At 35.4% G+C, this 24,888-nt stretch carries 24 protein-coding genes and 1 pseudogene; 22 read left to right on the top strand and 3 right to left on the bottom strand.

The genetic code is table 11. From position 1 onward, the window contains the following. Positions 1-96: 96 nt before the first annotated feature. The 7 genes from DN410_RS05870 to DN410_RS05840 all read left to right on the top strand — a co-directional run bounded on the left by DN410_RS05870 (position 97) and on the right by DN410_RS05840 (position 6,644). Positions 97-1,653 carry a class I adenylate-forming enzyme family protein gene (locus tag DN410_RS05870; protein ID WP_149175760.1) on the top strand — a complete coding sequence of 519 codons (1,557 nt, stop codon included), beginning with the start codon at positions 97-99 and terminating at the stop codon, positions 1,651-1,653. 19 nt (positions 1,654-1,672) lie between these two features. Beyond that, complete coding sequence (locus DN410_RS05865) at positions 1,673-2,089, top strand: acyl-CoA thioesterase (protein WP_048526209.1); 417 nt, start codon at positions 1,673-1,675, stop codon at positions 2,087-2,089. A gap of 60 nt (positions 2,090-2,149) precedes the next feature. Then, entirely contained in the window at positions 2,150-3,379 is a 1,230-nt protein-coding gene (locus tag DN410_RS05860) for an FAD-dependent oxidoreductase (protein ID WP_149175759.1), read from the top strand. A gap of 45 nt (positions 3,380-3,424) precedes the next feature. After that, positions 3,425-3,982: a hypothetical protein gene (locus tag DN410_RS05855; protein ID WP_149175758.1), complete on the top strand. Its 558-nt coding sequence runs from the start codon at positions 3,425-3,427 to the stop codon at positions 3,980-3,982. A gap of 93 nt (positions 3,983-4,075) precedes the next feature. Next, positions 4,076-5,020, top strand: a complete 945-nt coding sequence (locus DN410_RS05850; protein ID WP_149175757.1) for a fumarylacetoacetate hydrolase family protein — start codon at positions 4,076-4,078, stop codon at positions 5,018-5,020. Continuing rightward, positions 5,017-5,517, top strand: a complete 501-nt coding sequence (locus tag DN410_RS05845) for a DinB family protein (protein WP_149175756.1) — start codon at positions 5,017-5,019, stop codon at positions 5,515-5,517. The genes DN410_RS05850 and DN410_RS05845 overlap by 4 nt, the downstream gene beginning before the upstream one ends. 14 nt (positions 5,518-5,531) lie before the next feature. Then, complete coding sequence (locus tag DN410_RS05840) at positions 5,532-6,644, top strand: cupin domain-containing protein (RefSeq protein WP_000818554.1); 1,113 nt, start codon at positions 5,532-5,534, stop codon at positions 6,642-6,644. A 73-nt stretch (positions 6,645-6,717) separates the two neighbouring features. Here DN410_RS05840 and DN410_RS05835 read toward each other — a convergent pair whose 3' ends face one another. Continuing rightward, a complete protein-coding gene (locus tag DN410_RS05835; RefSeq protein ID WP_149175755.1) occupies positions 6,718-8,661 on the bottom strand; it encodes an elongation factor G in 1,944 nt (647 codons plus the stop codon). Positions 8,662-8,925: 264 nt separating this feature from the next. On the opposite strand from DN410_RS05835, the gene DN410_RS05825 reads away from it, so the two are divergent. The 12 genes and pseudogenes from DN410_RS05825 to DN410_RS05775 all read left to right on the top strand — a co-directional run bounded on the left by DN410_RS05825 (position 8,926) and on the right by DN410_RS05775 (position 18,548). Continuing rightward, the gene (locus tag DN410_RS05825) at positions 8,926-9,354 is read left to right on the top strand and encodes a MarR family winged helix-turn-helix transcriptional regulator (RefSeq protein ID WP_000204180.1); all 429 of its coding nucleotides are present in this window, start codon (positions 8,926-8,928) and stop codon (positions 9,352-9,354) included. 18 nt (positions 9,355-9,372) lie between these two features. Next, positions 9,373-10,011 (top strand): nitroreductase family protein, encoded by a 639-nt coding sequence (locus DN410_RS05820; protein WP_149175753.1) that lies wholly within the window; start codon positions 9,373-9,375, stop codon positions 10,009-10,011. Between the two features lie 38 nt (positions 10,012-10,049). Next, positions 10,050-10,343 carry a putative quinol monooxygenase gene (locus tag DN410_RS05815; RefSeq protein ID WP_149175752.1) on the top strand — a complete coding sequence of 98 codons (294 nt, stop codon included), beginning with the start codon at positions 10,050-10,052 and terminating at the stop codon, positions 10,341-10,343. Positions 10,344-10,555: 212 nt separating this feature from the next. Further along, complete coding sequence (locus tag DN410_RS05810) at positions 10,556-10,831, top strand: TIGR04197 family type VII secretion effector (RefSeq protein ID WP_149175751.1); 276 nt, start codon at positions 10,556-10,558, stop codon at positions 10,829-10,831. 40 nt (positions 10,832-10,871) lie between these two features. Further along, positions 10,872-11,234, top strand: coding sequence for a DUF3958 family protein (locus tag DN410_RS05805; protein ID WP_149175750.1), 363 nt, complete (start codon positions 10,872-10,874; stop codon positions 11,232-11,234). Next, complete coding sequence (locus DN410_RS05800) at positions 11,231-12,934, top strand: T7SS effector LXG polymorphic toxin (protein WP_149175749.1); 1,704 nt, start codon at positions 11,231-11,233, stop codon at positions 12,932-12,934. The genes DN410_RS05805 and DN410_RS05800 overlap by 4 nt, the downstream gene beginning before the upstream one ends. Positions 12,935-13,011: 77 nt before the next feature. After that, positions 13,012-13,743 carry a PoNe immunity protein domain-containing protein gene (locus DN410_RS05795; RefSeq protein ID WP_079245693.1) on the top strand — a complete coding sequence of 244 codons (732 nt, stop codon included), beginning with the start codon at positions 13,012-13,014 and terminating at the stop codon, positions 13,741-13,743. Positions 13,744-14,007: 264 nt separating this feature from the next. Continuing rightward, a pseudogene (locus DN410_RS27850) lies at positions 14,008-14,154 on the top strand (sugar-binding protein); the annotation flags it as partial. 57 nt (positions 14,155-14,211) lie between these two features. Next, positions 14,212-15,459 (top strand): PoNi-like cognate immunity protein, encoded by a 1,248-nt coding sequence (locus DN410_RS05790; protein ID WP_149175748.1) that lies wholly within the window; start codon positions 14,212-14,214, stop codon positions 15,457-15,459. 300 nt (positions 15,460-15,759) lie between these two features. Then, positions 15,760-16,689, top strand: a complete 930-nt coding sequence (locus DN410_RS05785; RefSeq protein ID WP_149175747.1) for an AAA family ATPase — start codon at positions 15,760-15,762, stop codon at positions 16,687-16,689. After that, entirely contained in the window at positions 16,689-17,798 is a 1,110-nt protein-coding gene (locus DN410_RS05780; RefSeq protein WP_149175746.1) for a DUF58 domain-containing protein, read from the top strand. Before DN410_RS05785 ends, DN410_RS05780 begins: the two co-directional genes overlap by 1 nt. 15 nt (positions 17,799-17,813) lie before the next feature. Beyond that, positions 17,814-18,548 carry a signal peptidase II gene (locus tag DN410_RS05775; protein ID WP_149175745.1) on the top strand — a complete coding sequence of 245 codons (735 nt, stop codon included), beginning with the start codon at positions 17,814-17,816 and terminating at the stop codon, positions 18,546-18,548. 231 nt (positions 18,549-18,779) lie between these two features. Here the strand turns inward: DN410_RS05775 and DN410_RS27845 are convergent, their stop codons facing one another. Beyond that, entirely contained in the window at positions 18,780-18,938 is a 159-nt protein-coding gene (locus tag DN410_RS27845; RefSeq protein WP_179958583.1) for a hypothetical protein, read from the bottom strand. Between the two features lie 248 nt (positions 18,939-19,186). Beyond that, positions 19,187-20,605 carry a sigma-54 interaction domain-containing protein gene (locus DN410_RS05770; RefSeq protein ID WP_149175744.1) on the bottom strand — a complete coding sequence of 473 codons (1,419 nt, stop codon included), beginning with the start codon at positions 20,603-20,605 and terminating at the stop codon, positions 19,187-19,189. A gap of 611 nt (positions 20,606-21,216) precedes the next feature. Between DN410_RS05770 and DN410_RS05765 the strand changes: the two genes are divergently transcribed. The 3 genes from DN410_RS05765 to DN410_RS05755 all read left to right on the top strand — a co-directional run bounded on the left by DN410_RS05765 (position 21,217) and on the right by DN410_RS05755 (position 24,827). After that, a complete protein-coding gene (locus DN410_RS05765; protein WP_149175743.1) occupies positions 21,217-22,842 on the top strand; it encodes an amidohydrolase in 1,626 nt (541 codons plus the stop codon). Between the two features lie 309 nt (positions 22,843-23,151). After that, positions 23,152-23,352: a DUF3311 domain-containing protein gene (locus tag DN410_RS05760; protein WP_149175742.1), complete on the top strand. Its 201-nt coding sequence runs from the start codon at positions 23,152-23,154 to the stop codon at positions 23,350-23,352. After that, a complete protein-coding gene (locus DN410_RS05755) occupies positions 23,349-24,827 on the top strand; it encodes a sodium:solute symporter family protein (protein WP_149175741.1) in 1,479 nt (492 codons plus the stop codon). Before DN410_RS05760 ends, DN410_RS05755 begins: the two co-directional genes overlap by 4 nt. Positions 24,828-24,888: the final 61 nt, after the last annotated feature.

The following is a 24,888-nucleotide window of genomic DNA, read 5'->3' as shown; positions in this document are numbered from 1 at the left end:
AAAAACCAGGGAGAGTCCTTCCTGGTTTTACCTACATCGTTTCTTAAAGTGAAAAATTCGGGCAAGTTGGTAAGACGATAGAAAGTGAGTGGGGAAATGAAAAAGGATAAAAACGTATTATCGGTGTATGAGCTATTAGAAACGGTGAGTTCATCTTACGGTGAAAAAGAAGCAATATATGATTTAACGAGACGAATTACATACAAACAATTGAAATATGAAGTAGATTGTTTGGCTACGGCTTTTAAGAGACTAGGAGTAGGTAAAGCAGACCGTATCGCAGTATCTCTACCAAACTGGTCCGAAACAGTAGTAATCTATTTTGCAGCTGCGAAATTGGGAGCGATAATCGTTCCATTTAACCCAAAATATAAATCATATGAAATTGAATATATATTGGAAAGTTCAGCTCCAAAACTATTAATAGCTTCAGGGGAATTTGAAAAGAATTTTGGATTTGAAAAAGTCGTTAATAAAGTACAAAAGGTTATTACAGTACGGTTTTCGCAAGAGAATTACTGTTCATATGAGGAGTTAATTCGTACAGAAAAAATGGATTTTGAACCAGTTCATATAAATGTGAACGATGATTTGTTTTGTATTTTATATACGTCAGGTACGACGGGAACTCCAAAAGGTGTAATGGTTACACATTGTGCCGTTGTACAATCTGCACGAACGATAGGAACAGAGCTGCATTGCACACAAAAGGATGTATTCATTATTTCAGCACCACTATTTCATATTTTCGGTATGGCAATTAATATGCTTTGCGCAGTAGCGATGGGGGGACGGATTATATTACAAGAAAAATTTCACCCACGCGAAACTTTACAATTAATTGAGCAAGAAAAGGTAACCATCCAAAAAGGTGTACCAACTATGTTTATAAAGGAACTAGAGTTAGAGGACTTTGATAAATATGATTTATCTTCATTACGCGCCGGGTTAGTTGGTGCAGCACCTATTCCAGCAAAAACAGTGATGGAGATTCGAGAACGGATGGGCATTAACCTTTGCCAATCATTTGGGATAACTGAAACGGTTTCTATTACGATGACCTCGTATGATGATACAAAACAGAACATAACAGAAACCCTCGGAAAGGCAATCCCAGGGGTAACATTAAAAATTGTAGATGAAAATAGAGTAGTGCTCCCGCCTGGAGAAGTAGGAGAAATTGCAGTTAAGGGATTTGGAGTTATGAAAGGCTATTATAATATGCCTGAACAGACAAAGCAGGTTTTAGATAATGAAGATTGGTATTATTCAGGAGATTTAGGCACACTTGATTCCGAAGGGTATTTAAGGTTCGTAGGACGGAAGAAAGAGATGATTATAAGGGGTGGACTTAACGTTTATCCCCAGGAAATTGAGGCAGTCATTATGAAACATCCAAAAGTAATCGAAGCGGCAGTTGTAGGCCTTCCAGATAAAGTACTAGGGGAAGTTGCTTGTGCGGTCATACGTTTAAAGAATGGGGAAGTAAGTACGGAAGAAGAAATGAAAATCTATCTTAAAGAGAGAATGGCAATTTATAAATTACCAGAGAAAGTGATCTTTACTGATGAATTTCCTGTCACTGCAAGTGGGAAAATTCAAAAGTTGAAATTGAGAGATCAAGTATCTTCAAATATTAGTCCAACAGTGTAATAGATAGGAGGTAGATGAAATGGAAGAGTATACTTTTCAAGTAAGATGGGGAGATACAGATGCGGCGGGCATTGTGTATTATCCTAATTTTTATAAATGGATGGATGAAGCAACTCATGAATATTTTAAAAAAATTGGTTTTCCTTCGGTTGAACTTTACGAAGAACAACAAATTGGTTTGCCGTTATTAGAAGCAAAATGTCAATTTAAGTCACCTCTTCGTTTTGAAGATCAAGTAATTGTGAAAAGTACTGTGAACGAATTGCATAATAAAGTTTTTACAATTCAGCATGTTTTTGTAAAGGGAGAACAGGTTGTGGCAGAAGGTTATGAAACTCGTGCATGGACTTCTTTTAAAGAAAAAGTGAAAGCGCAACCAATACCTGAATATATTCGGCAGAAGATGATGCCGGAGATAAAAACTGTAGAAAGTTAAAGAAGAACGAGTAAGGATACTATACCGTAACGAGAAATTGTTAATAAAGGGGAGATAATGATGGGAAAAGAAAAAAAATATGATGCCATTGTAGTTGGGGCGGGACCAGTCGGACTTGTAGCAGGACTTGCATTACAAAAGAAGGGGATATCAACGTTAGTAATTGAGGCAGATTCATATGGAAGACCACGTCCAGGAAGTAGAGCAATTTATTTGCATAGTGCTTCGTTAAAACTACTAGAGGAAACTGCAGAAGGCCTCGGTTTTACACTTGCTCGTAACGGAATTATTTGGCCTGTAAAACGAACGTTTTATAAAGGGAAAGAAGTATATGTAAGAGATTACGGTAAGGATGAAAACCTTAAGTTTAATCGATTGCCCCATTTCACAGCACTTCATCAAGATGAAATCGAAAAACATATGTATGAGGCGTGTATAAAAGAAGGAGTTGAATTCCTTTGGGATGCCCCGGTTAAGAAGTTACACATTACAGATTCTGGAGTAGAACTAACAATCACAAATGACGAAATCTTAAAGGCGCAGTATGTAATTGGATGTGATGGAGCACGTTCAATAGTAAGAGAGCAAGCAGGATTAACGTTTGAAGGCCCACGTACAGCAGATACTTTTATCGTCGTAGATGCAAAAGAAGATGAAACAGATCCACTTCCTTTAGAAAGAATATTCCATTATCAGCATCCAGCTATGGGGGGAAGAAATGTAATGTTTGTTCCGTTTAAAGGAGGATGGCGTATCGATTTGCAACTGCTTGAGTCAGATAACCCAGATGATTATACAAATATTGAAAGTGTTAAGAAATGGTTGCCGAAAGTCATGGATGCTAAGTACGCTGAGAGGATTACGTGGGTGTCTTCCTATCGTTTCCATCAAGTAGTGGCAAATTCATTTACTGACGAAAAATGTCGTGTTCTTCTAGCTGGAGAAGCAGCGCACTTATTTGCCCCATTCGGAGCACGTGGATTAAACTCTGGAATTCCAGATGCTATTCTAGCCGCGAGAGGTATTGAGAAAGCACTACAATCTAACTCTGAAGAAGAGCGGGTGAACGCGATTGGAGCAGCGGCAAATGAACGCCGAATTGCAGCGCAGTGGAACCGCGATGCATCAACTACAGCACTTCATCACCTTCAAGGGAGTTCTCCTGAAATGAATATGAAACGTGATATTGCTGCTTCACTGGTATCTATCGTTCCGAGGCTGGGAAGATGGCTTGACGAAGGCCCATATGGACCGAAATTTGGACCTCCTGAACTGACGACAAAATATTAAAATGATAAAAAAATTAGATAAGTACTGTGAAAGGAGCGATAAGAAATGGCTTTGTCTCAATTCATAAATGAAGAAAAGTATGGTTCCCATGCCCGTTCTACAAATGGAATGATTGAGCGGTTAATGACGATGAACTGGTATAGCAACATTGGACAGCAAAATTTAGAGGCTGAGAAAAAAATAGATCAATTTATGTGTGCTCTAAACAATAGTGAATATGAAATTAAATGGATTTCAAGAAACCAATTAAGTGAGACAATTGAACGAATTTCATTTGAAGATAATGATTTATGGGGGGTGCTAGCAGAAGTACCAGATCATTTGAAAGAAAAAATTATAAGTGTAGGTAACGAAAAACTTCTTATAGATGTTGTAGATAAAGTACCAGAAGCAATTTTTCACGGTGTTTATAAAGAAGCGTTCAAACATTTTGGAGAGGAAAAAGTAGTGAAATTTCTAGTTGGGCATGCGATGTACATAAGTACTGTTGCATGTGCTGCTGAATTAGCTGAAGAAAAAAATGTGTTTCTGCCAATAGTAGAGTTATTAGAATTGGGACATATACCACTTGGTCCAGAGCGAAATACTTTTTATCTTTTATAACAAAAAGTGGGGCGGGAAAGTTATATGTTATCATCATTCTCGATTATTTGAGACGGTAGAACTTTCAATCATTTAAAGGAAAGGGAGATTACTATGAAACTTGTTACTTTTACACATAATGGAGAAACGCGAATTGCTGCTTTAGAAAATGGGAAATTGATTGATTTGCATGCTGCTTTTAAAACGAAATTGGCAAGTGAAGGGAACCTTCGGGCTATTCAAATTGCAGAAGCACATATTCCAAAAGATATGAATGGATTCTTACAAGGTGGTACGGAAAGTATGAATCTAGCAAAAGAGGCAATAGATTATGCACTTATGAAAAACCATAAAGAAAAATTGGTATTTGAAGAAGGTGAAGTGAAAATTGAGGCCCCGGTACCTTCGCCAGGAAAAATTATATGTGTAGGTCACAATTATCGTGAGCATATTTTGGAAATGAAACGAGAATTACCCGCCTTTCCGGTTATCTTTGCAAAGTTTGCGAATACAGTAGTCGGTCCGCAAGATGATATTCCGTTTTATCCGATTTCAGAACAATTAGATTATGAAGCTGAATTTGCTTTTGTAATTGGAAAGCGTGCCCGAAATGTTTCAGAAGAAGATGCCCTCCAATATGTAGCTGGTTACACAATTGTAAATGATATTACTTATCGTGATATTCAGCGCCGTACAATTCAATGGCTTCAAGGGAAGACCGTTGAAGGAAGCGCTCCAATGGGACCATGGTTAATTACCTCAGATGAATTAAAGAACCCATCTGGTTTGGAAATCGTATTAACGGTAAATGGGGAAAAACGTCAACAATCTAATACTGCTAATTTAGTATTCTCGGTACAATACCTCGTTTCGTTTTTATCCGGTCTAATGACACTAGAGCCAGGGGACGTCATTTTAACAGGTACGCCAGGTGGTGTAGGAGTTGCACGTAATCCGCAAGTATTTCTTAAAGATGGAGATATCGTTCGAATCGAAGTTGATGGAATAGGTGTGTTGGAAAATAAAGTGAGACAAAAGTTAGAGGTGCCAGTACTATGACGAAAAACTTACAAGTCCACGCGGCCGAGTCTATTTATGAATCAATTAATAAGATAAAAACGATTGTTAAGCCTTTACCAGAGGAAATTATCTATTGGAAACCTTCGGAAAATGAATGGTCAATTATGCAGATCATTACACATGTAGCGGAAGCGATTCCGTATTGGGCAAAAGAAATTAGCAATATTAAAGTAAATCATGAAAACTTATGGGGCCGTGGTTTAACGGATGAAGTGCGCCTACAAGCAGTTTCAGAAGAGAATATTCATAATCAGTCTATAGAAGAAGTCATTCAGCAGCTGTCTTCTATACCACTCACGATAGAAAATGTACTGACTACATTAACAGACGAAGAGTTACATATTCAGGCTCCGAGTCGTAATCCTCGTTTTAACAATAAGTCGATTGATTTTATTGTGAATCACCTCATCGTAGAACATACAGAAAAGCATTATAAACAAATCGAACGGAATTTATGTAAGTTTAATGAACGATAAAGGAGGCAAATAAAATGGCGGAAAAAAATGCTTTTTTTGAAAGTACACTCGTACAAGATTTCAATCGTGATATAGAACAATATCATCTCGGACCACTTTGGAATGCGATCCCTGATTTAATGAAACATACACCAGAACCTCATGCGCAAGCATACCTTTGGAAATCTGAATTGCTCCAAAAGAAGTTAACAGAAGCAACGCAAATATTTACACCAGACCGAGGGGGAGAACGCCGGGCTATCTACTTACAAAATCCAGGACTTAATTATAGAAAACCTTGGGGTTGGGCATCGACTACACAAACGTTATATGCAGCGGTTCAATTGATACAACCCGGTGAAACTGCTCCATCACACAGACATGTACAGAATGCTTTGAGATTCGTCATGGAAGGAGAAGGGGCATATTCAATTGTTCAAGGAGAACGTATTTTCATGGAACGAGGAGACTTTTTAACAACTCCAAATGGACTGTGGCATGGACATGGTCATACAGGTGACAAACCGATGATTTGGATGGATTGCCTTGATATTCCGACCATTTATTATCTCGGCGGTACGTTTTTTGAGCCATATCCAGAAAAAATTGAACAGCCTAATGTGCCGGACAATTATACTGCTCAGTGCTATGAAGGTGGAATGGTTCGACCGGTTTCGGACCGATATGCAAAGAAAGCGCCACTTAGTTCTTACAAATGGGCAGGGACGGAAGCAGCGCTTAACGGATTAAGTCGTTTTGAACCAGATGCATACGATGGTTATGCGGTTGAATATATAAATCCATCGAATGGTGAAACAGCGTGTCCAACGATTGCAGCTTGGATGCAAAAATTGCCGAAGGGATTCAAAGGAAAAGCGCATCGCCATACACATGCATCAATCTATCATGTGCATGAAGGATCAGGATATACGATAATTAATGGTGTTCGCTTCGACTGGTCTAAAGGCGATTTCTTTGTTGTACCAAACTGGGCATGGCACGAACACGTTGCACTAGAAAATAGTTATGTATTTTCAACAAATGATCTTCCTATTTTAGAAAAATTCGGGTTAGAGCGGAAACAGGAATATGAGAACAATAATGGATATCAAACAATTACAGGGGAGTTTGAACCAGCCCTACCTTAATATTATTGTATACAAAAAGCGCCCTCTTGTAAGGAACATATCATACAAGAGGACGCTTTTTTCTATTTGTTAATTAATAAGCTTTCAAAACATGAAGCAAATAATCTTTCCGGTTCATCGGATTATAATCAACACGTTTTCGAGTAGGGAAGGGAGGCTTCAGTTTTGCGAAACCGGTTGGCCTCGTTGTAAAGATACCTTCTCCTTCTGTAAAGGAATGGAGCATTCGTTTAAAATCCTCTGTTTTCGCAACAGGTAATGATCCTGTTAACTGGTAAGAATCATTATTGAATATAGGCTCTGCAAAAGTTGCTGGCATGGCAGCGAGCTTATACATCGCGGTACTAATTGCATGCTCCGGTACAGTCAATTCAAACTCGTCTACTGGTTCATATACACATGTTTCAGCTTGCTTTAAAGCATCCATTAAAACGAGCGGTGTTAAGTTTCTAAAGTCACTCGCTGTTGTGACAGGACTAGCATAACCAGTATGTGTAAGTGTGACGGAAATGTCCTTAACTTCCCATCCGTACAAACCTTGTTTTAACGTTTGGAATACTGTATCTTCAATTGCTTTATGAAATGCTAAAGGCAATGAACCAAGCTCAACACCTAAGTTATACGTTATGCCAGAGTTAAGTTCACCACGTTCAATTTTAAAACCAATTGTTGCGTAAAATGGATTCGCTTTTTCACCCATTACTTCAATGCTATTACCTACGCCAATTGGTTTCTCAATACATACAACTCGTGTATTTGAAAAAGTAACCTGCAAATTATATTTCTCATAAAGTGTAGTTTCAATCACTTCTTTTTGTACTTCACCGAACAGGCGAATGTATAGTTCGTTATGAACATCGTCTTTCCACACTTTAATGAGTGGATCTTCTTCACATAGTTCCATAAGTGCAGCGTATAAATCGTGAATTCGTTCTTTTGGTATTGCATCAATGGCTGCTTCCATTTGTGGTTCGGCAAAGTGAATGTCTTTTATATAATCAGTCCGTTCACCGATAATATCACCAATTTTTATATCACTCAGTCCCCACACTTTGCAAAATTCTCCACTAGGAACGGTAGAAGTTTGAACGGCATCTCCATTATGAAATATGCACATTTTTTTAATCTTTTCCTTATGTGGTAGAGACTCATTGCGCTGTATATCCACATATTTTCTAACGTGTAAACTACCTGAAAAAAGTCTTACATAAGCAATCTTTTCTCCAAATGGTTCACGTTCAATTTTAAAAACAACACCGGATAACCTTTCATTGTCTGCCGATTTATTAGCTGGAAATAGGTCTGAAATATTTTCGAGCAGTTCAGTTACACCTATACCTGTCATTGCTGAACCGAAAAAAATTGGATACACATTTGCTTGCTGTATTTGCTTTTCGAGTTCTTCTCTTAATAAAACGTCCGGTACGATTTCATTATTTACATATGACTCAAGTAATGATTCATTATAAGGTGCTAATCGTTCAATACAATCGTCATATGATTTATATTCAATAATAAGAGCTTCTTTTGTTCCTTCGTTTTGGGCAGAGTAAAAGGGGAATGCTTCATTTGAAAGAATTGTTTTTATTTGCTTTACAACTTTTTCACTATTTGCGCCACTACAATCAATTTTATTAACGAATAAAATAGTCGGTATGTTTAGTTTCTGTAATGTTCGCATTAAAATTTTTGTTTGTGCTTGCACACCTTCAACGGCAGAGATAACTAAAATCGCACCGTCTAAAACGCGGAATGATCGCTCCACTTCAGCGATAAAATCAGCGTGTCCAGGTGTATCAATGACATTTACTTTTAAGTCATTTATATAGAAAGAAACGACAGATGCTTTAATCGTAATTCCGCGCTGTCTTTCTAATTCCATTGAGTCAGTTTGTGTGCTTCCGCTATCAACTCGGCCAACTTCTTGAATTACATTCGTTTCATAAAGAATACGCTCAGTCAAACTCGTCTTGCCAGCGTCTATGTGCGCAACAATCCCTATATTTATTGTTGTCATATATAAATATCCTCATTTCATTTTCCATTTTCATTTCCTCATTTCTATTTGTGTATTGCCGCATTACAATCACTCTCCAGTCATTTAAATTAGTACTATTATAATGTAATTTACATTTTTTGTAACGCGATAAAGCGCCTTAATTTGGAAAAATATAAATGAAAACAAAATGCTTGCATTCTTAATCGATATAGATTATATTAATTGATACATCAATTATTGATACATCAAACGTTTTTGATTTGGATGTAAAGGAGGGTTAATATGACAAGTTCATGCTCAAAAGAAGCGATTATTTTATATAAATTACACTTTCTAAATAAAGAAGTAAGTTCGAAGTTTGAAGGGTGTACGGGTATGAGCCAGTCTCGATTAGAGCTTATACTTCAGTTATATGAAGTAGGTGAAATTAGTCAAAAAGCACTTCAACAAGAAGTGAATATTGATAATGCGGCGATTACGAGGCATTTAAAACAGCTAGAAGCAAACGGAATGATTGTAAGACGTAAAAATCCAGACGATAACAGAATTACGTTAGTTTCTCTTACTGAAGAGGGACGAAATAAAATTCAAGCGTTTCAAGAGGAAAAAGAACGTTTTGCAGCATCTGCATTTAAAGGATTAAGTGAAGAAGAACGCGACAATCTTTTAAATATGTTAAATCACATTCAAGAAAATATAAAAGAATTATAAAAAAGGGAGAATACAACTATGACTAACTCAGTAAAAACAAATGATTTTAACGAAATTTTAACAGGACGTCGTTCAATTCGTAAATACGATTCTTCAGTGAAAATTAGCAAAGAAGAAATGACAGAAATTCTTACAGAAGCAACACTTGCACCATCTTCAGTAAACATGCAACCATGGAGATTCGTAGTGATTGAAAGTGACGAAGCAAAAGCAACACTTGCGCCACTTGCGAAATTCAATCAATCTCAAGTAGAAACGTCTTCAGCAATGATCGCTTTATTTGGTGACTTAAACAATTTTGATAACGCAGAAGAAATTTACGGTACAGCAGTAGAGCGTGGTTTAATGCCAGCTGAAGTAAAAGAAGATCAAATGAAAAAACTTTCAGCTTACTTCTCAATGGTTACACCAGAAGTAATGAAAGAAACTGTTTTAATTGACGGTGGTCTTGTAGCAATGCAATTTATGCTAGCAGCTCGTGCTCACGGCTATGACACTTGCCCGATTGGCGGATTTGAAAAAGATCAAATCGCAGAAGCTTTCGGACTAGATAAAGAACGTCACGTACCAGTAATGTTAATTTCAATCGGAAAAGCTGCTGACAGTGGTTACCAATCAGTACGTCTCCCAATTGAAAAAGTTGCTGAGTGGAAGTAATTTCAAAGAAATAAGTGGAATATGAAAGGGGAAACACCATGATTATTATTCACGCAATATTTCAAGTAGATCCAGCGAAACAACAAACATTTTTAGAAGAAGTTCAACCATTACTTCATGGTTCAAGAGAAGAAAGTGGAAATGTATCTTATGATCTTTATAAAGATGTAGAAAAAGAAAATGTGTATACGATGGTAGAAGTATGGAAAGATGAAGTAGCAGTTGCGAGTCATAATACGAGTGAACACTTCACATCTTTCGTTAGCAAAGTAAAACAGTTGTTAACTGCTCCTCTTGATATAAAAGCTTATAATGGAGAGTTAGTGAAATAATAAGGTAGAAAAAGATGACTTTAGCATATGGCTGAGGTCATCTTTTTTGTATAAGTAGAATCTACTTTCGATACAGTTATGTTGAAATAGAAGATTTGCTCGTATCTTTAGTAACAGTGATTAATTGTATGTTAACTTTGAATATTCTGTTTATAGGGATATTTTCCTGTGGTATAATTTTCTTGTAAATAAATGGTAGATGGGAGTAAGTAGTGGGAGAATTTCAAAGTAATTTGCATACGGCAACGCAACTTGCAACGAAAATGAGAAATGCTTCGGATAGAATGCAAAGTGCTACTAGTCGCTCTATAAATAAGGCAACGCGTACTACACTATCTGTGAACTTTAAAGCACAAGAAGCAAATCAACAAAATTTACAAATCACGAAACAATTTTGCGCTGCTTTTCAACAGACGATTGATAATATCCATTCCGTAGCAAATGAATTTGAAAAAATGGATAACGGACTTCAAAAGACTTTTCAATAATGTAACGGCCTACGTAAATGGGAAAAGGTAGGGAGAAAAGATGAGTCAAGAACTTGAAATGAAAATAAGTCAATGTAATCAAAAATTACGAATTATATTTGAAGAACAAAATGAAAACCGAATTGCGCTGCAAAATCAAGAACGAGCTGAGGCTAGTTTTCATGAATGGAAAAATAGAAGCAATCGTTTATTTAACCGAATACTAGAAACTTGGTATGGTGATAAAGAAGCATTTCAGCTTTTTACGAATATGCGACAAGAAATCGGACAGTATGAAAGAAAACTTACATTCGAATTAGAAAACGAAAAAGAGACGTTGCTTAAAGAAAAACGGCATCTCAGTGAGAAAGAAAACGACCTTTCCTATGAACAGCAGCAACTACAAAGGGAGGTCAATACATGAGTTTAAACATGTATTTGGGAGAAGTACAAAGTCAAACTCAAAGTATGAACGCTATATGTAATGCTACGATTCAAAGTATGGAACAAGCCATTCAATCTATTGATGCATTTGCGATAGATACAGTATTACAAGGACAAACATACAGTAGTGCAAAAGCCTACCTTGTCCAAACATTTCGGCCATTAGCGCAAGGAATCATATGCTTATGTGAAGAATTAATTCGCCAAAACGAAGCATTCCCAAATGAGTTCCAAGCAAAAGTTGCTTCAACAGATGTTATCGAACATGAAATAAGACAACAAATACAAGAAATCAATCAATCGATTGCAAGTATAGAAGCAATAGAAGTACTTACACCGATGCCTGGAGTAGACGCAATTGTTGCGGTCTTAGTTGCGATGAGGAAAAAACTAGAAGAAAAACTAGAGCATTTATATGAATTCAATCATACGTCCAGCAACAACTACAGCACCGCCCTCCAATTAGCGGCTAGCATCACAGCTGGACTCGCTGAAGTGCAAAGCGGAAAAGGATTTAGTCCTGTGAGTGGGACGTTTAGTACACAAGGATTGAATATGGATTGGGTGAGTTCTATTCAGGGGATTATAGAAGAAACAGCTCGAAAAAATGATCAGTCAATTAAAGATATAGAAACAAATAACATAATTGAGAAGAAATCTCCGGTTAGAAATGCTTGGGACGATGCGACAGACAGTATAGTTGGCACGTTTGAAACAGCGAAAAAGATGTGGGAAGCTATTCAAAGAGGATCGGGGAAAGCTATTGGTGATGAAATCGAGTCCGCAATAGCTTTAAGTAATATGGACATAGGGACTTTTATTAATGTAACCTATGCACTTTTCCATTTGGATGAAACTGCAAAAAATATGTGGCATGCATTTTCAAATAAAATAAAACGAGATATGATAGAGGGAGATGCAGAGAGTCGTACAGAATTGACTACCTATGGATTAACACAAATAGCTACCACAATATTAGGCGATAGGGCACTAAATAAAGTAGGCCATATCACAAAAGGAGCAAAAGCATCAAGTGGAGTAAGTACATTTGCTAACGCAGTAAAACTAGCAAAAGAATTGAAGCCTACGCTTGAAATGTTACAAGCATTTAAGAGAGAGGCTTCCTATGCACTCTCTAGTGTTGGTGGAACTATCGTAACCAAAATACCTCAAGGCGAATTAATAGAAGCTTATTATAAGTTTGCGAAGTCTAAAGATGGTGGTAAGGGTACGGGTAAAACTAGTGAAATAGCTAAGGAATCTGGAAAAGTAGCCCAAACATTAGAAGCAGCTAGAGCACAACAACGTACGGTAATAGAATCAGTAGAAAGTGGCGAAGTAGCTTTAAAAACAACGAAGCGTAAAGGAAATTATGGTGAAATGAAGATGGATGACTTTTTTGAAAGTCAAACATATACTAGAATTAGTGATGATCGTGTATTAACATTAGATCAAAAAATTGTTAAGGGAATAGATGCTGTATATGAAAATTCATCTCCGCCACCTAAGTATGTAATAGCGGAGGCTAAGTATAACACATCCAAATTAGGAAAAACAAATGATGGTAAGCAAATGAGTGAAGATTGGATTCTTGGAAGTGAAAGGTTAGATAGTACTTTGTCAAAAGAAAAAGCAGATGAAATTGTGGAAGAGATGTTGCTGAATCCAGAAAATGTTTAAAGAATTGTTATTCAAGTTATGCCTGACGGAACGATTGTGAAGAAAATTCTTGAAGTATAAAAGGTGGAAAAGAAATTATGCTAAGGGATAAAATCAAAAATGATATATATTTTAACAAATTTATCAATTATGAGGAAAAGAGAATAGAAAAGTTTTTATTATTGGTTGAAAAGGTTATTGAGGAAAGAGGCAAAGATGATAAAGGTGTAAAGAATGGATATATAGCGTTACAAGGGTATCATTTTAATAAATTAAGGGCAATGTACTCTGCGGGTTGTTCTATCCAAACTATTCGTGATTTTTTACCTGAAGTAATAAATATAATGGAAAAAGTGTGGAATAAAGAAAGTGGATATATACGTATGTTATGGATGATATCTATAGCAGTAATGCTAAATGTTGAAGATAAAGAATTTAATAGACTAATAGCAATGGTAAGGAAAGAAGGATTAAATGATTATTTGATTAATTATTTTATTGCTTTTAGAAATAGTGAGCCATCAGATTTTTATGAGCAAAGTGAGTTTTATGTAAAATATCCATATTTCAAATTAAAAGAAGTAATTGAGAGTAATAAAATTTCACAAGAGAATTCTATAAAAAATTTAGAGAAATATATAAAGGAGTATTGGTATAAGGGACATTTAGAAGAAGCATGGTACGATGCACATGAAAATAAACATGACATTTATAGTGGTTACTGGAGTTTTGAAAGTGGAGCAATCGCTAAAATTTTAAAATTAGATGATTCAACCTTGAAAGATAGTTCATATTACCCTTATGATATGGTGCATTGCCAAGAAAAATAAATGTTGGAATCCACAGTGATAAATTTTTACACTGTGGATTTTTTAGTTTGTATTAAAGTAGGTATAAGGGTAATGTTGGTAATGGATCCAGTGAGCTAGATGTAAGAGCTAATTAGGAAATATGTACGAGATGTTGAAACGCAGACGAATTATGAATTATCACTGGATTTTTTTATCTAAATATCCATAATATCTAATTGAATATTAGTAAATTCATAAACATATTGTTATCACCTTCTATTTATATCTGTATATAGAAATTAATTGAATGATTTAATTAAATCTTCAATAGGCCATATCGCAAAAGGAGCAAAAGCATCAAGTGGAGTAAGTACAATTGCTAATGCAGTAACACTAGCAAAAGAATTGAAGCCTACGCTTGAAATGTTACAATCATTTAAGATAGATGCAAAGGGTAACATCGTTGGAGAATGGCCATAATTTAGAAGCTAGGAGGAATTGAATGGTATGAGAGATCATTTATGTATAGAAGAAAAATGTAGAGAAAGAATTGAATATCATAAAGAATTTATTGAGGAAAATATAGAGGATATTAAAAGTTTAAAAGAAGATACTGAAAATGGAATTCAAAGATATCCTAAAGATAATAATAGTATTATAGTAGAAACCTATCTAGAAAATTTCAGATATGAGATGGAGGATATTAGGGCAAAGTACTCTTTAGGAGAAGATATTAGTGCAATAGAAGGTAATTTTCATAATGCAATTGATTATCTAGAGCATACAGGTAGTAGTGAGAGTGGATATGTAAGTCTGATTTGGATAATTTCCTTAGGAATTTTGTTAGAAACGGATAAAAAGAATATAGAAAGATTAAAAAAGATAGTTGATACAAAAAATATAAACGACGCAGTAATTGATTTCCTCTTATGCGCTAGTGATATCGGATACACAAAAATGACGAACAGATATTATAAAGAAAATCCATATGCAAAAACGAGAGAAATTATAGAACTTGCACAAACAGATAAAAAAGAAGCGTCTAAAAGATTACAAACGTATATGGAGAAAGAATGGTTTAAAGGCCATTATGATTATGAATGGAAAAATGCCCATAAAGAACCTGGATATGTAGGGTATTGGAGCTTTGAGACAGCTGCATTAGTAAAGATACTCGAACTTGATGATATAAGTTTAAAAGATAATAACCATTATCCATATGATTTGGCACATTATAAAAATGAAATGAAATTTAAGCATATAGACCTAAGTGAATATCATTATGAAGATGAGACAGAAGAAATTGAGGAAATAGTAGAAGGAATTGAAAATAATCCTGCATTGGAAAACATTATTCCGCCAAAATGGCATTCATTGGTCAATGAATTGGTCCATGACTATGAGAATATGGATGATAGTAGTTTTTATGAAAAATACAAAAAAACGATAGGAATAGGTCAAGTGTGGTTCTTACCACAAGAGTATAAAGAAGAAAATGAGCAAAAAAATCTATTAGGAAGTTTAATTGTGTTTGCCCTGACGATAAGAGATTATATATTACAACTGGACTATAAAGAGGATTTAGAAGACTATATTGATAATCTTAAAAATTTCTGGAATGTTTCAGAAACAAAGTTAGTTCAATTTATGTTAGAAAATGATCAGAATTATTATGCATGGGTACCAAAAGAAGCAAGTATCCCAAATATGTATGAAGTGAAGATTGAGAGTGTCGATGTAGAGGAAGTTCTATAACGAAAAAATAGAAATGGTTTTCATTATATGTAATATTAGAATGCATTTTACTAGTTAATTGATAATAATGCATGCGTGGGAGAAAAAAGGGTGTATTGTTACTAAAAAGTAGAGGAAAAGAAGGCTGTTGAATTGAGTTAAGCACTTCATTGTCAATATACGACAATAGGTGCTTTTTTGCATGCAGTGAAGAAAAAATATAAGATTCATTTTTACTCTATTTCATCTTTAAAACATATGTTATAATTTGGAAAATGTATATTCTTAATTTTTAGATAACTTAAAGGTGGTAGATACTATATGAGTACATTAAAGAAGATTACTAATAATATTTCGAAAGTTATTATGGGAAAAGATGAATCGATAGTACTTGCAGTCATAGCTCTTATAGCAAGAGGGCACATTTTATTAGAGGATGTACCTGGGACGGGAAAAACAACATTAGCGAAAAGTTTGGCTAAAAGTGTAGAAGCTAAATTTCAAAGAATTCAATTCACAGCTGACACTTTACCCGGCGATGTTATTGGTCTTGAATATTTTGATGTGAAGGAATCGGAATTTAAAACGAGGTTAGGTCCTATTTTTGCAAATATAGTACTAGTGGATGAAATTAATCGTGCTGTACCGAGAACACAATCTTCGTTACTTGAAGTTATGGAAGAACGTACTGTTACAATTGCGAAACAGACACATTCATTACCAGAACCTTTTTTAGTTATTGCAACGCAAAATCCTCTTGAATCGGCTGGCACATTCCCACTACCAGACGCTCAGTTAGACCGTTTTTTACTTACGATACGCCAAGGTTACCCTATGAGAGAAGCAGAAAAGGAAATGATGAATCGCTTCCAAATGAATGATCCGTTCGAAACGTTACACGCTATTATTTCAAGTGAAGAGATTATTGCGTTGCAAAAACGTGCAAGAGAAGTGTTAGTAGGAAACGAGGTGCAAGAGTATCTTCTTGAAATTATTGGAGCAACCCGTAAACATGAGTTAATTGAAATCGGTGTAAGTCCGCGGGGGACATTGGCATTTATGAGAGCGATTCAAGCACGGGCGATATTAAATGAAAGAGATTATTGTACGCCAGATGACATAAAGACGCTTGCTGCATCCGTTTGTGCACATCGTTTAACGTTAACGATTGAAGGGGAGATGAAAACGACGAAAGAGCAAATTATAAAAGAAATTCTTCATACGATTCATGTACCAGTGGAGAATGTATGATGAAGCAACAGCTTGTGTATACACCATTAGCGGATTCTTTCGTAATAGGCGTTATATCAGTTGTAGCCGTTATTTTATGTATATTTTCAAGTAATCTACTTGTTTTATCTCTCGTATTTTTATATTTAATGTTAATAGGAGCCATGCATGGATACATACGTAGAGTGTCTCGTGTTGAATGGGAATACAATCAAGGGAATTCGAATGTTTTTATAGGTGAAACAAATATGTGCAAAATAAAAATTTCAAACAACTCGATATTTCCTATTTTCAATATCGTATTTCGATTTAAATGTGAAAATAAGTTAACTTGGAATCATGATGAACTAAACAAAAATCATAGTACAGGATCAAATTATTATTTGAATTTCAATATAAAAGGAGGAGAGGCGGTTTCATATGATTTACAAGCTGTGGCACTAAAAAGAGGCATCGCGAAATGGGAAGAGGTTGAAATTGTTATTACTGATCCTTTTGGATTCATAACGAACCATATGACATATAGTCAAGTTGATACGCCGTCCTATTTAGTTTTACCAGCTATACCGAAAATACAAGTACCTGAATTACAAGAATGGTCCCGTGGAGTTCGAAAAGCAATGTCATCTCCGCTATATGACGAAACGAAAGTAATGGGAGTGAAATCTTATGAAAATGAAGATTTTCGTTCCATCCACTGGAGTGCAACAGCGAAAACAGGGACGATAACGGCGAAAAAATATGAACGAACACAATCAGATAAATACGCGGTGTATCTTAATTTACAGAATAAAAGTGGCGTTTCTTTACGTAATGATACAGAAGAACTAATTGAACTAACAGCTGGCATATGTAAACAACTGCTCATGCAAGATTGCTCATTTGAATTATGGATTAATAGCGTGAGAGATAACGGCCTGTTACATATAAAGAATGGTGATAATCGGAAACATTTGCAAAATGTATTAAAGGTACTTGCCTCGATATCGGACCAAGATACTCCTGTTTCTTCTTCTTATTTTTACACAGCAGGCTTTCGTCGTAAGGAATTGGATGCAGTTCCGTTAATTCTTGGTACTTCACCAAGGAAATACAGTAGAACGAATAAATGGATTGTCATTAAAGAATAAGAAGGGATTTATGTCATGTTGAATAAAAAGCGGCATATGAGAGTGAAGTTTTGGAGTGTAAGAGCTTTAATCATATTTTTCTTTGCGGTTAGTGCGATAGCGTTATCACAAGGTGTGGTGCAAGTACAAGGCATAGTAAAAGAGCGTTTTTTTAGTGAAAAGAAATCTGAAAAAATTTATAAGGAAACAATAAACTATGAAAATAATGAAGATTATGGCACTGGCAGACCTTTGGAAGAGACAAAAGTAGGAGAAAATAGGGATATGACGCCAACGGGTAAAAAATTTAAAGGTTTTAAAGAAGAAAATTCATGGGGAGTCATATTTTCTTTGCTCTCAAGTTCATGGATTACTATAGCATTTTATGTGATTATCGCAGTCGTAATTATATATTTTCTTTACAAATCTATTAGGAAAAAGTTGATGAAATCAGAAATAGAGCAGGAGAAACAATCGGTAACAAAAGAGAATACGGTAAGAGCCGTAAAAAATGAAAAAGTCATTCATCAGTCAGAGCATCCACTACCTACAGATACGATAAGGAAAAAGTTAATTGAATGGGAGAGGACTTTACCATTTCACGAACAGCGAAGGTCCTATGAAACGATGCAACAATGGCTAAAGAGAATATGTAGAACGAGAGACATTATTCCGATATATGAGTCTGTTCGATATGGTGAAAAGACGTATACGGAATTAGATGTGAAAAAAACAATGAAGTGGATAGAGGAGGATAGGAAACTGGATTAAGTTAAAATATATGAAAAAATACTAAAATTATTGACATTCCGTTTCATGAAGCAAATGTTGTCCATGTTCATATTGAATGACTTTAAGTTGTGCTTGTCCGTAGTCTTGTCCATCAATTGCGACATTAATATTTAATGCTGAAATCCTTGGGAACTTTGAACTAAATCGTAAAAAAGATGACTTTTTCTAAAGTCATCTTTTTTATAATCACGATTTGTGAGACGACTCATTTTAATCGCGAGTAATGCTTTTCTTTTTAACATTGGTTTTATTTAGATTATGTACCTCTTGAGATGCTTCTTCCATCTGTTCTTGAGCTTTACTAGGAGTATTTAGAGCATCTGATGACACGTGGTCTAGTTGTTGATTTAATACATTTTTTTCATCCATGTTATGCAGCTCCTTTGTGAAGTTAGATATAAAAACGGTGTGATTAAAAAAATGTTACTTAAATATTTTGTGTCTTTAAATGGAATTATATGCAGAAATTAACTAATTATAAAATCATAATCTTGTGAGAAAGGGAGAAGGCGGGAGGAAATTTTGGACGGACTTCAAAATCTTAATTTGATGGGCATGGGATACCACCTCATAGCCATCAAATTAAGAAAAAAATCAATCCACCTACAATAAAACCGCTATTCTTTTTCATTGCGGATATTGTACTTCTTTAACCGACGGATCAGTGAAGTTTGGGTAATTCCGAGAACTGTTGCAGTTTTACGTGTAGTCTTATTTTCCTTCATTGCTTGTTCTATAATTGTTTTTTCCATGCTTTCGATAATCTCGTTTAAATTGTTGCCTTGTTTCAGAGATTGTAAAGCTTCTTTTTTCATGCTTACTGAGTGAAAGCGATCTGGTAAATCATGAATCGAGATTTCCTCCTTTTTAGCCATAATAACGAGCTGCTCAACAGTGTTTTCCAACTCACGTATATTTCCCGGCCACTGATAACGTTGTAAAACACCTATCGTTTGCTTCGAGAAGGTACGTGTTTGGTTGAATATCTGATTATACTTTTGTAAATAGAAATGGAGTAGTGGAAAAATATCTTCATGTCGCTCACGTAACGGCGAAATGTTTACTGGTAAAACGTGAAGGCGATAATATAGATCGGCCCGGAATTTTCCTTCTTTCACCATTTCCTCGATTTTGCGGTTTGTTGCTGCAATAATGCGAATATCAGCCTTTACTAACTGTGAACCGCCAATAGGCATATAGGTTTTGTCCTGCAGTAATTGAAGGAGCTTGGGCTGCAGATGTAGAGGAAGTTCACTAATTTCATCCAAAAAAAGAGTTCCTTTTTCCGCTGTTTTGACGAGTCCTGCTTTCCCTTTTGAATTAGCACCTGTAAAGGCTCCTTTATGGTAACCGAACAATTCAGATTCGAGAAGTGTATCGGGAATTGCTGCACAATTTAAGTGGACAAAGGGTTTACTGTAGCGTTCGCTTAACTCATGAATACGCTTTGCAACTACGTTTTTTCCAACTCCTGTTTCTCCGTTAATAAGCACAGTTGAATCAACACTTGCCACTCTTTCCATGATTTCAGCAAGCAAATTATGTACTTTACTATGTCCGATAAAGGACTGATCTTCCTTTATTAAAATATACCTGGTATTCATTTTTTTTATTTCTAGTAAATACCGCTTCAATACGGGCGCTAATTCTTCCCATTCTAGTTTAGAAACATTATCCATCCAATTGCTTATATCATGGCCATGTGCTACAAAATAAATGGGGTTTTCCTGCTCGTCCAAAATAATGTCCCCTGTTACGGTCATCTTGTTACCACCGGTAATTTCTTGCACAGTGGTTACAGTACTTCCATTTTGTAAAGCCATTTCGATTACGGATGGAGTGAACGCACCTTCTTTTTTCAGAACGAAAATATTCCTGCCAATTAAATCTTCCTTGCTTTTGTTAAAAAGCTTACAACATGCTTGGTTTACCCATATAATTGTTCCATGTTTGTCAACAATATTCATCCCACTTTCGAGATTGTCGAGAATTTTAAAGAGATATTTGGTTTCAATTTGGATAGGAATGTCGGACATAGCTTGAATCCTCCTATGAATGCATCTATTTCGAACCGAAAGTGGTTCAAAATGGATGGGAATTAGTGAAAAGAGCGAACCATTTTTGAATCGGTTGAAACGAATTTAATTCATTATATCTCACAATAGCTAGATTTAAAGGTATTTTTTATAATTTTCTGTCTATTTTTTGTATTTTCATTCCAAACTGATGGCATGATTTTTGCATTATAAAAGTGTACAGTGTGGAACTATTAATTTTTAGAGGGAGGTATATGATGAGATTTTTCCTTTTATTGGAATTATTAGGGGACCATTTGTACTAACAGAGAAAAACAGATTATCCTATAGGAATATTGTTAAATGAAAGCGTTTTATTGATGCGTTACTATAATTTATAGGCTGATAGATGTAAATCACTAAGTATATCCATTTTGACTATTTGGCATATAATTCACGGCTATGAATAACAAAAGGTAATATGCACTTGTTTTCTCTCTTTGTTTTCAATTGGTTTGGGGTAGGAAAAGGACCTGACCACTTCTATGAATGGCCGGATTTTCTCCCATTTAAAAAGAAAGGTTTTCTGTCGATTTTTTTATTTGTACTTATATAAAAAGGATGGTGTATGTATGAATGCAAATTTAGTATTTATCAATGGTGAAGTTATTACATCGGATAAACAAAATTCAATAGTAGAATCTGTAGCAGTTAAGGACAATCGAATAATTGGGCTCGGTTCAAATTTAGAAATGAATAAATTCATTGGAGAGAAGACGGAAGTCATTGACTTAGCAGGCAAATCTCTTCTTCCTGGATTTATTGATGCACACACACACCTGGTTTTATATGGGGTTTTTCAGTTGAATATCAGTTGTAAAGAAAGTCACATCGACTCTGTTGCAGCTTTGTTGAACGAGCTTAAGAAAAAAGCGTCGGAAACTCCAAAAGGTGAGTGGATAAGAGCTTGGGGGTTTAATGAAACCACAATAAAAGAGAAGCGGTATCCAACGATTGCTGAGCTAGATGCCATTTCAACAGAGCATCCAATCACCATCTCTCGTACATGTGGACATATTTGTATCGTAAACACAGTAGCACTAGAAAAGGCTGGATATGACGAAAAGACACCGAATCCTCAAGGTGGAGTAATTGAAAAAAATGAGAAGGGGGAAATTACAGGGAAATTAATTGAAGCTGCAAATATGAAGATGAATGATGTAGCAAGCTATTCAGACAATGAACTTATGAAAGCTGTTAAAATCGCATCGGATCATTTCATTTCTGGAGGAATCACGAGTATTCATGAAGCAGCTACTTTTGATTCTAATTGTTATCGTTTGTTACAAACAGCTATAAAAACCAAAGATATCCGTGTTCGGGTATATGCAATAATTGGTACCATAAATGAATCTGATAAATTTGTAAATAAAATGATGGATGCAGGGATAGTAACCGGTACAGGGGATGAGAAATTCAGAGTTGGGCCGGCTAAAATGTTTTTAGATGGTAGTAGCTCTGGTCCAACAATTGCAACTCGAAAACCTTACTCCAGCGATCCTAACAATTTCGGGATTCTTTATTATAGTGAGGAAGAAATATATAAAGTTCTAGGTGAAGCACATAAAAAAGGCTATCAAATAACAGTACACGCCCAAGGTGATAAAGCCATTGAGATGTATTTAGACTGCGTAGAAAGAGCGTTAAAAGAAGCACCAAGGAAAAATCATCGCCATCGAATCGAGCATGCAGGAGTTTCAACACCAGATTTACAAGAAAGAATGAAACAACTTGAAGTCATCCCTATTCCAAATCCACCATTTCCATATGAATATGGCGAGATATATGCTCACAATTATGGTGAACGCGTAAATTATATGTACGCTGCTCGTGATTATATAGATAAAGGCATTATTGCAGCAGGTAGTTCAGATGCACCGGTTACTGATTATAATCCTTTATTAGGAATTCATACTGCAGTGAATAGAAAAAGCCAATTTGGAACTGAAATTGGCACAAATCAATCCATTAGTGTACTAGAAGCTATTAAACTTTACACGTGGAATGGCGCTTATGCAAGTTTTGAAGAGGATATAAAAGGGAGCCTAGAGGTAGGGAAATTAGCTGATTTAGTTATATTAAGTGAAAGTATTTTAAATGCTAAACCAGATCGTATTAAGGATTTGAAAGTGGAGACTACGATTATTGATGGGGAAATTGTCTATCAAAGGGAGACTGATTTAATGATGAAAAATTAGATGCAGGAAAAAGAACTTGTTACTAAGAGGGGGTTATTATCATTATATTACTTCACATTTTTCTATCTATAAATCAATTAACAAACGACATAACCCCTCTTTTTAGATGGGAAAGAGTATCTGGCTATGCTTAGAAGCAGTCAGGTCTTTTTTCTGCCGTATGTAACGAGTGTAGGTTACTTTTATTCTGCATAGTAAAGATTTATAGGGCAGGAAATTAAAAAGGATTTATCTATTAACAAATCCTTTTATGATATTGGTTCTTAATCCATAAAAATTCAAACTATGAAATAGGAGGTTGAGCATATTTTGAAATATATTAAACTCTTACTCTTAATTCCTTTTATAGGGTGTGTCGGATTCTTGCCATTTGTAAATAAAATAGAACCTTACGTATTAGGAATGCCTTTTCTATTATTTTGGATTGTATTTTGGATGGTACTTTCTTCAATTATTTTAACTATTGTTTATAAGCTTGATCCTGATAATAAAGGGAGGGAGGCAGAATGAATATATCATTATTTATTATTTTTATTTTCTTAATCCTATCACTTTATTTAGGGATAGCAGCAAGAAGAGGAAAAAAGATGAATTTGCAGCAATTTTCAGTTGGTGGCAGAGGTTTTGGGACCTTATTCGTATTCCTATTAATAGCTGGAGAAGTTTATACGACTTTTACTTTTTTAGGCGGAAGTGGTTGGGCGTATTCCAAGGGTGCTGCTGCATATTATGTGCCCACGTATATATTTCTAGCATATATCATATCTTATTGGATTGCACCTAAGATTTGGAAATACGGTAAAGAACATGGTATTATTTCACAACCTGACTATTTTGCATCTAAATACGATAGTCGTGCAATGGGGGTTTTAGTAGCTATTGTGGGAAGTTTGGCCCTTATACCTTATATTTGTATACAAATGAAAGGGCTAGGCATCATTGTTTCAGAGGCTTCTTTTGGAGCTATTTCACCAATAGCTGCAAGTATTATAGGTGCAATCGTAATTACAACATATGTTATATTCTCTGGTATTCATGGTTCAGCTTGGACAGCTGTGATTAAAGATATTATGATTTTGGGCGTAGTTATTTTTTTAGGCCTATACATCCCTATCCACTATTTTGGTGGAATTGAGCAAATGTTTAAGTCTGTTGAGGCTGTTAAACCTGAATTGTTAACGTTAGCCGATCAGGGACTAAGTATTCCGTGGTTTATCTCTACTATCCTTTTAAATGCGATATCTTTTTATTTATTACCGACTTCTTTCACTGTAGTTTTCTCAGCAAATGGGGAAAAAGCACTTCGCAAAAATGCAATTACTCTACCTTTATACACAATATTATTACTGTTTGTTTTCTTTATTGGCTTTTCAGCTATCGTAAAAATCCCTGGTTTACAAGGAGCGGATGGAGATCTTTCTCTTTTAAGATTAACGATTCAAACATTTGATCCTTGGGTCGTTGGAATAGTTGGAGCAGCTGGTTTATTAACGGCATTAGTACCAGCTTCCGTTATGTTAATGTCTGCATCTGTTGGATTAACAAAAGGGATTTACAATGTTATTTTTCCAAAGGCTACCGAAAAACAACAATTAGTAGCCTCAAAACTATTCATCATTATCCTTTCTTTAACTGCTTTAATCTTCACACTATTTGGTGGAACAGCACTTGCACTGTTAAATATTATGTCATATAGTCTTATCGCTCAATTGGCACCTGCATTATTCCTTAGTGTTTCCAAGAAAAATTATATTAATAAATATGGTGCAATGACAGGAATCGTTGTGGGAGTGCTCGTTGTTTTGTATGCTACGATTTTCAATATAAAAATCGCAACCTTTTTTCCAACAGTCTCGCCTACTATTAACGACATTAGTACTGGTGCAATAGCATTATTTATTAATATCGTAATAACCATCATTGTAAGCGTAGCTTCAAAGAACGTACCGATTCAAAAGGGGACAACCACATCTACATCGAGCTAAAATAATTTTATATCTATTCGCCTAGTAAAAAATAAAAAGGATGCCAGTTGCATGACGTTCT

It is taken from the genome of Bacillus sp. SH5-2 (genome assembly GCF_008368905.1).
Classification (GTDB): domain Bacteria; phylum Bacillota; class Bacilli; order Bacillales; family Bacillaceae_G; genus Bacillus_A; species Bacillus_A luti.
This window is presented reverse-complemented; position numbering and strand designations above follow the sequence as displayed.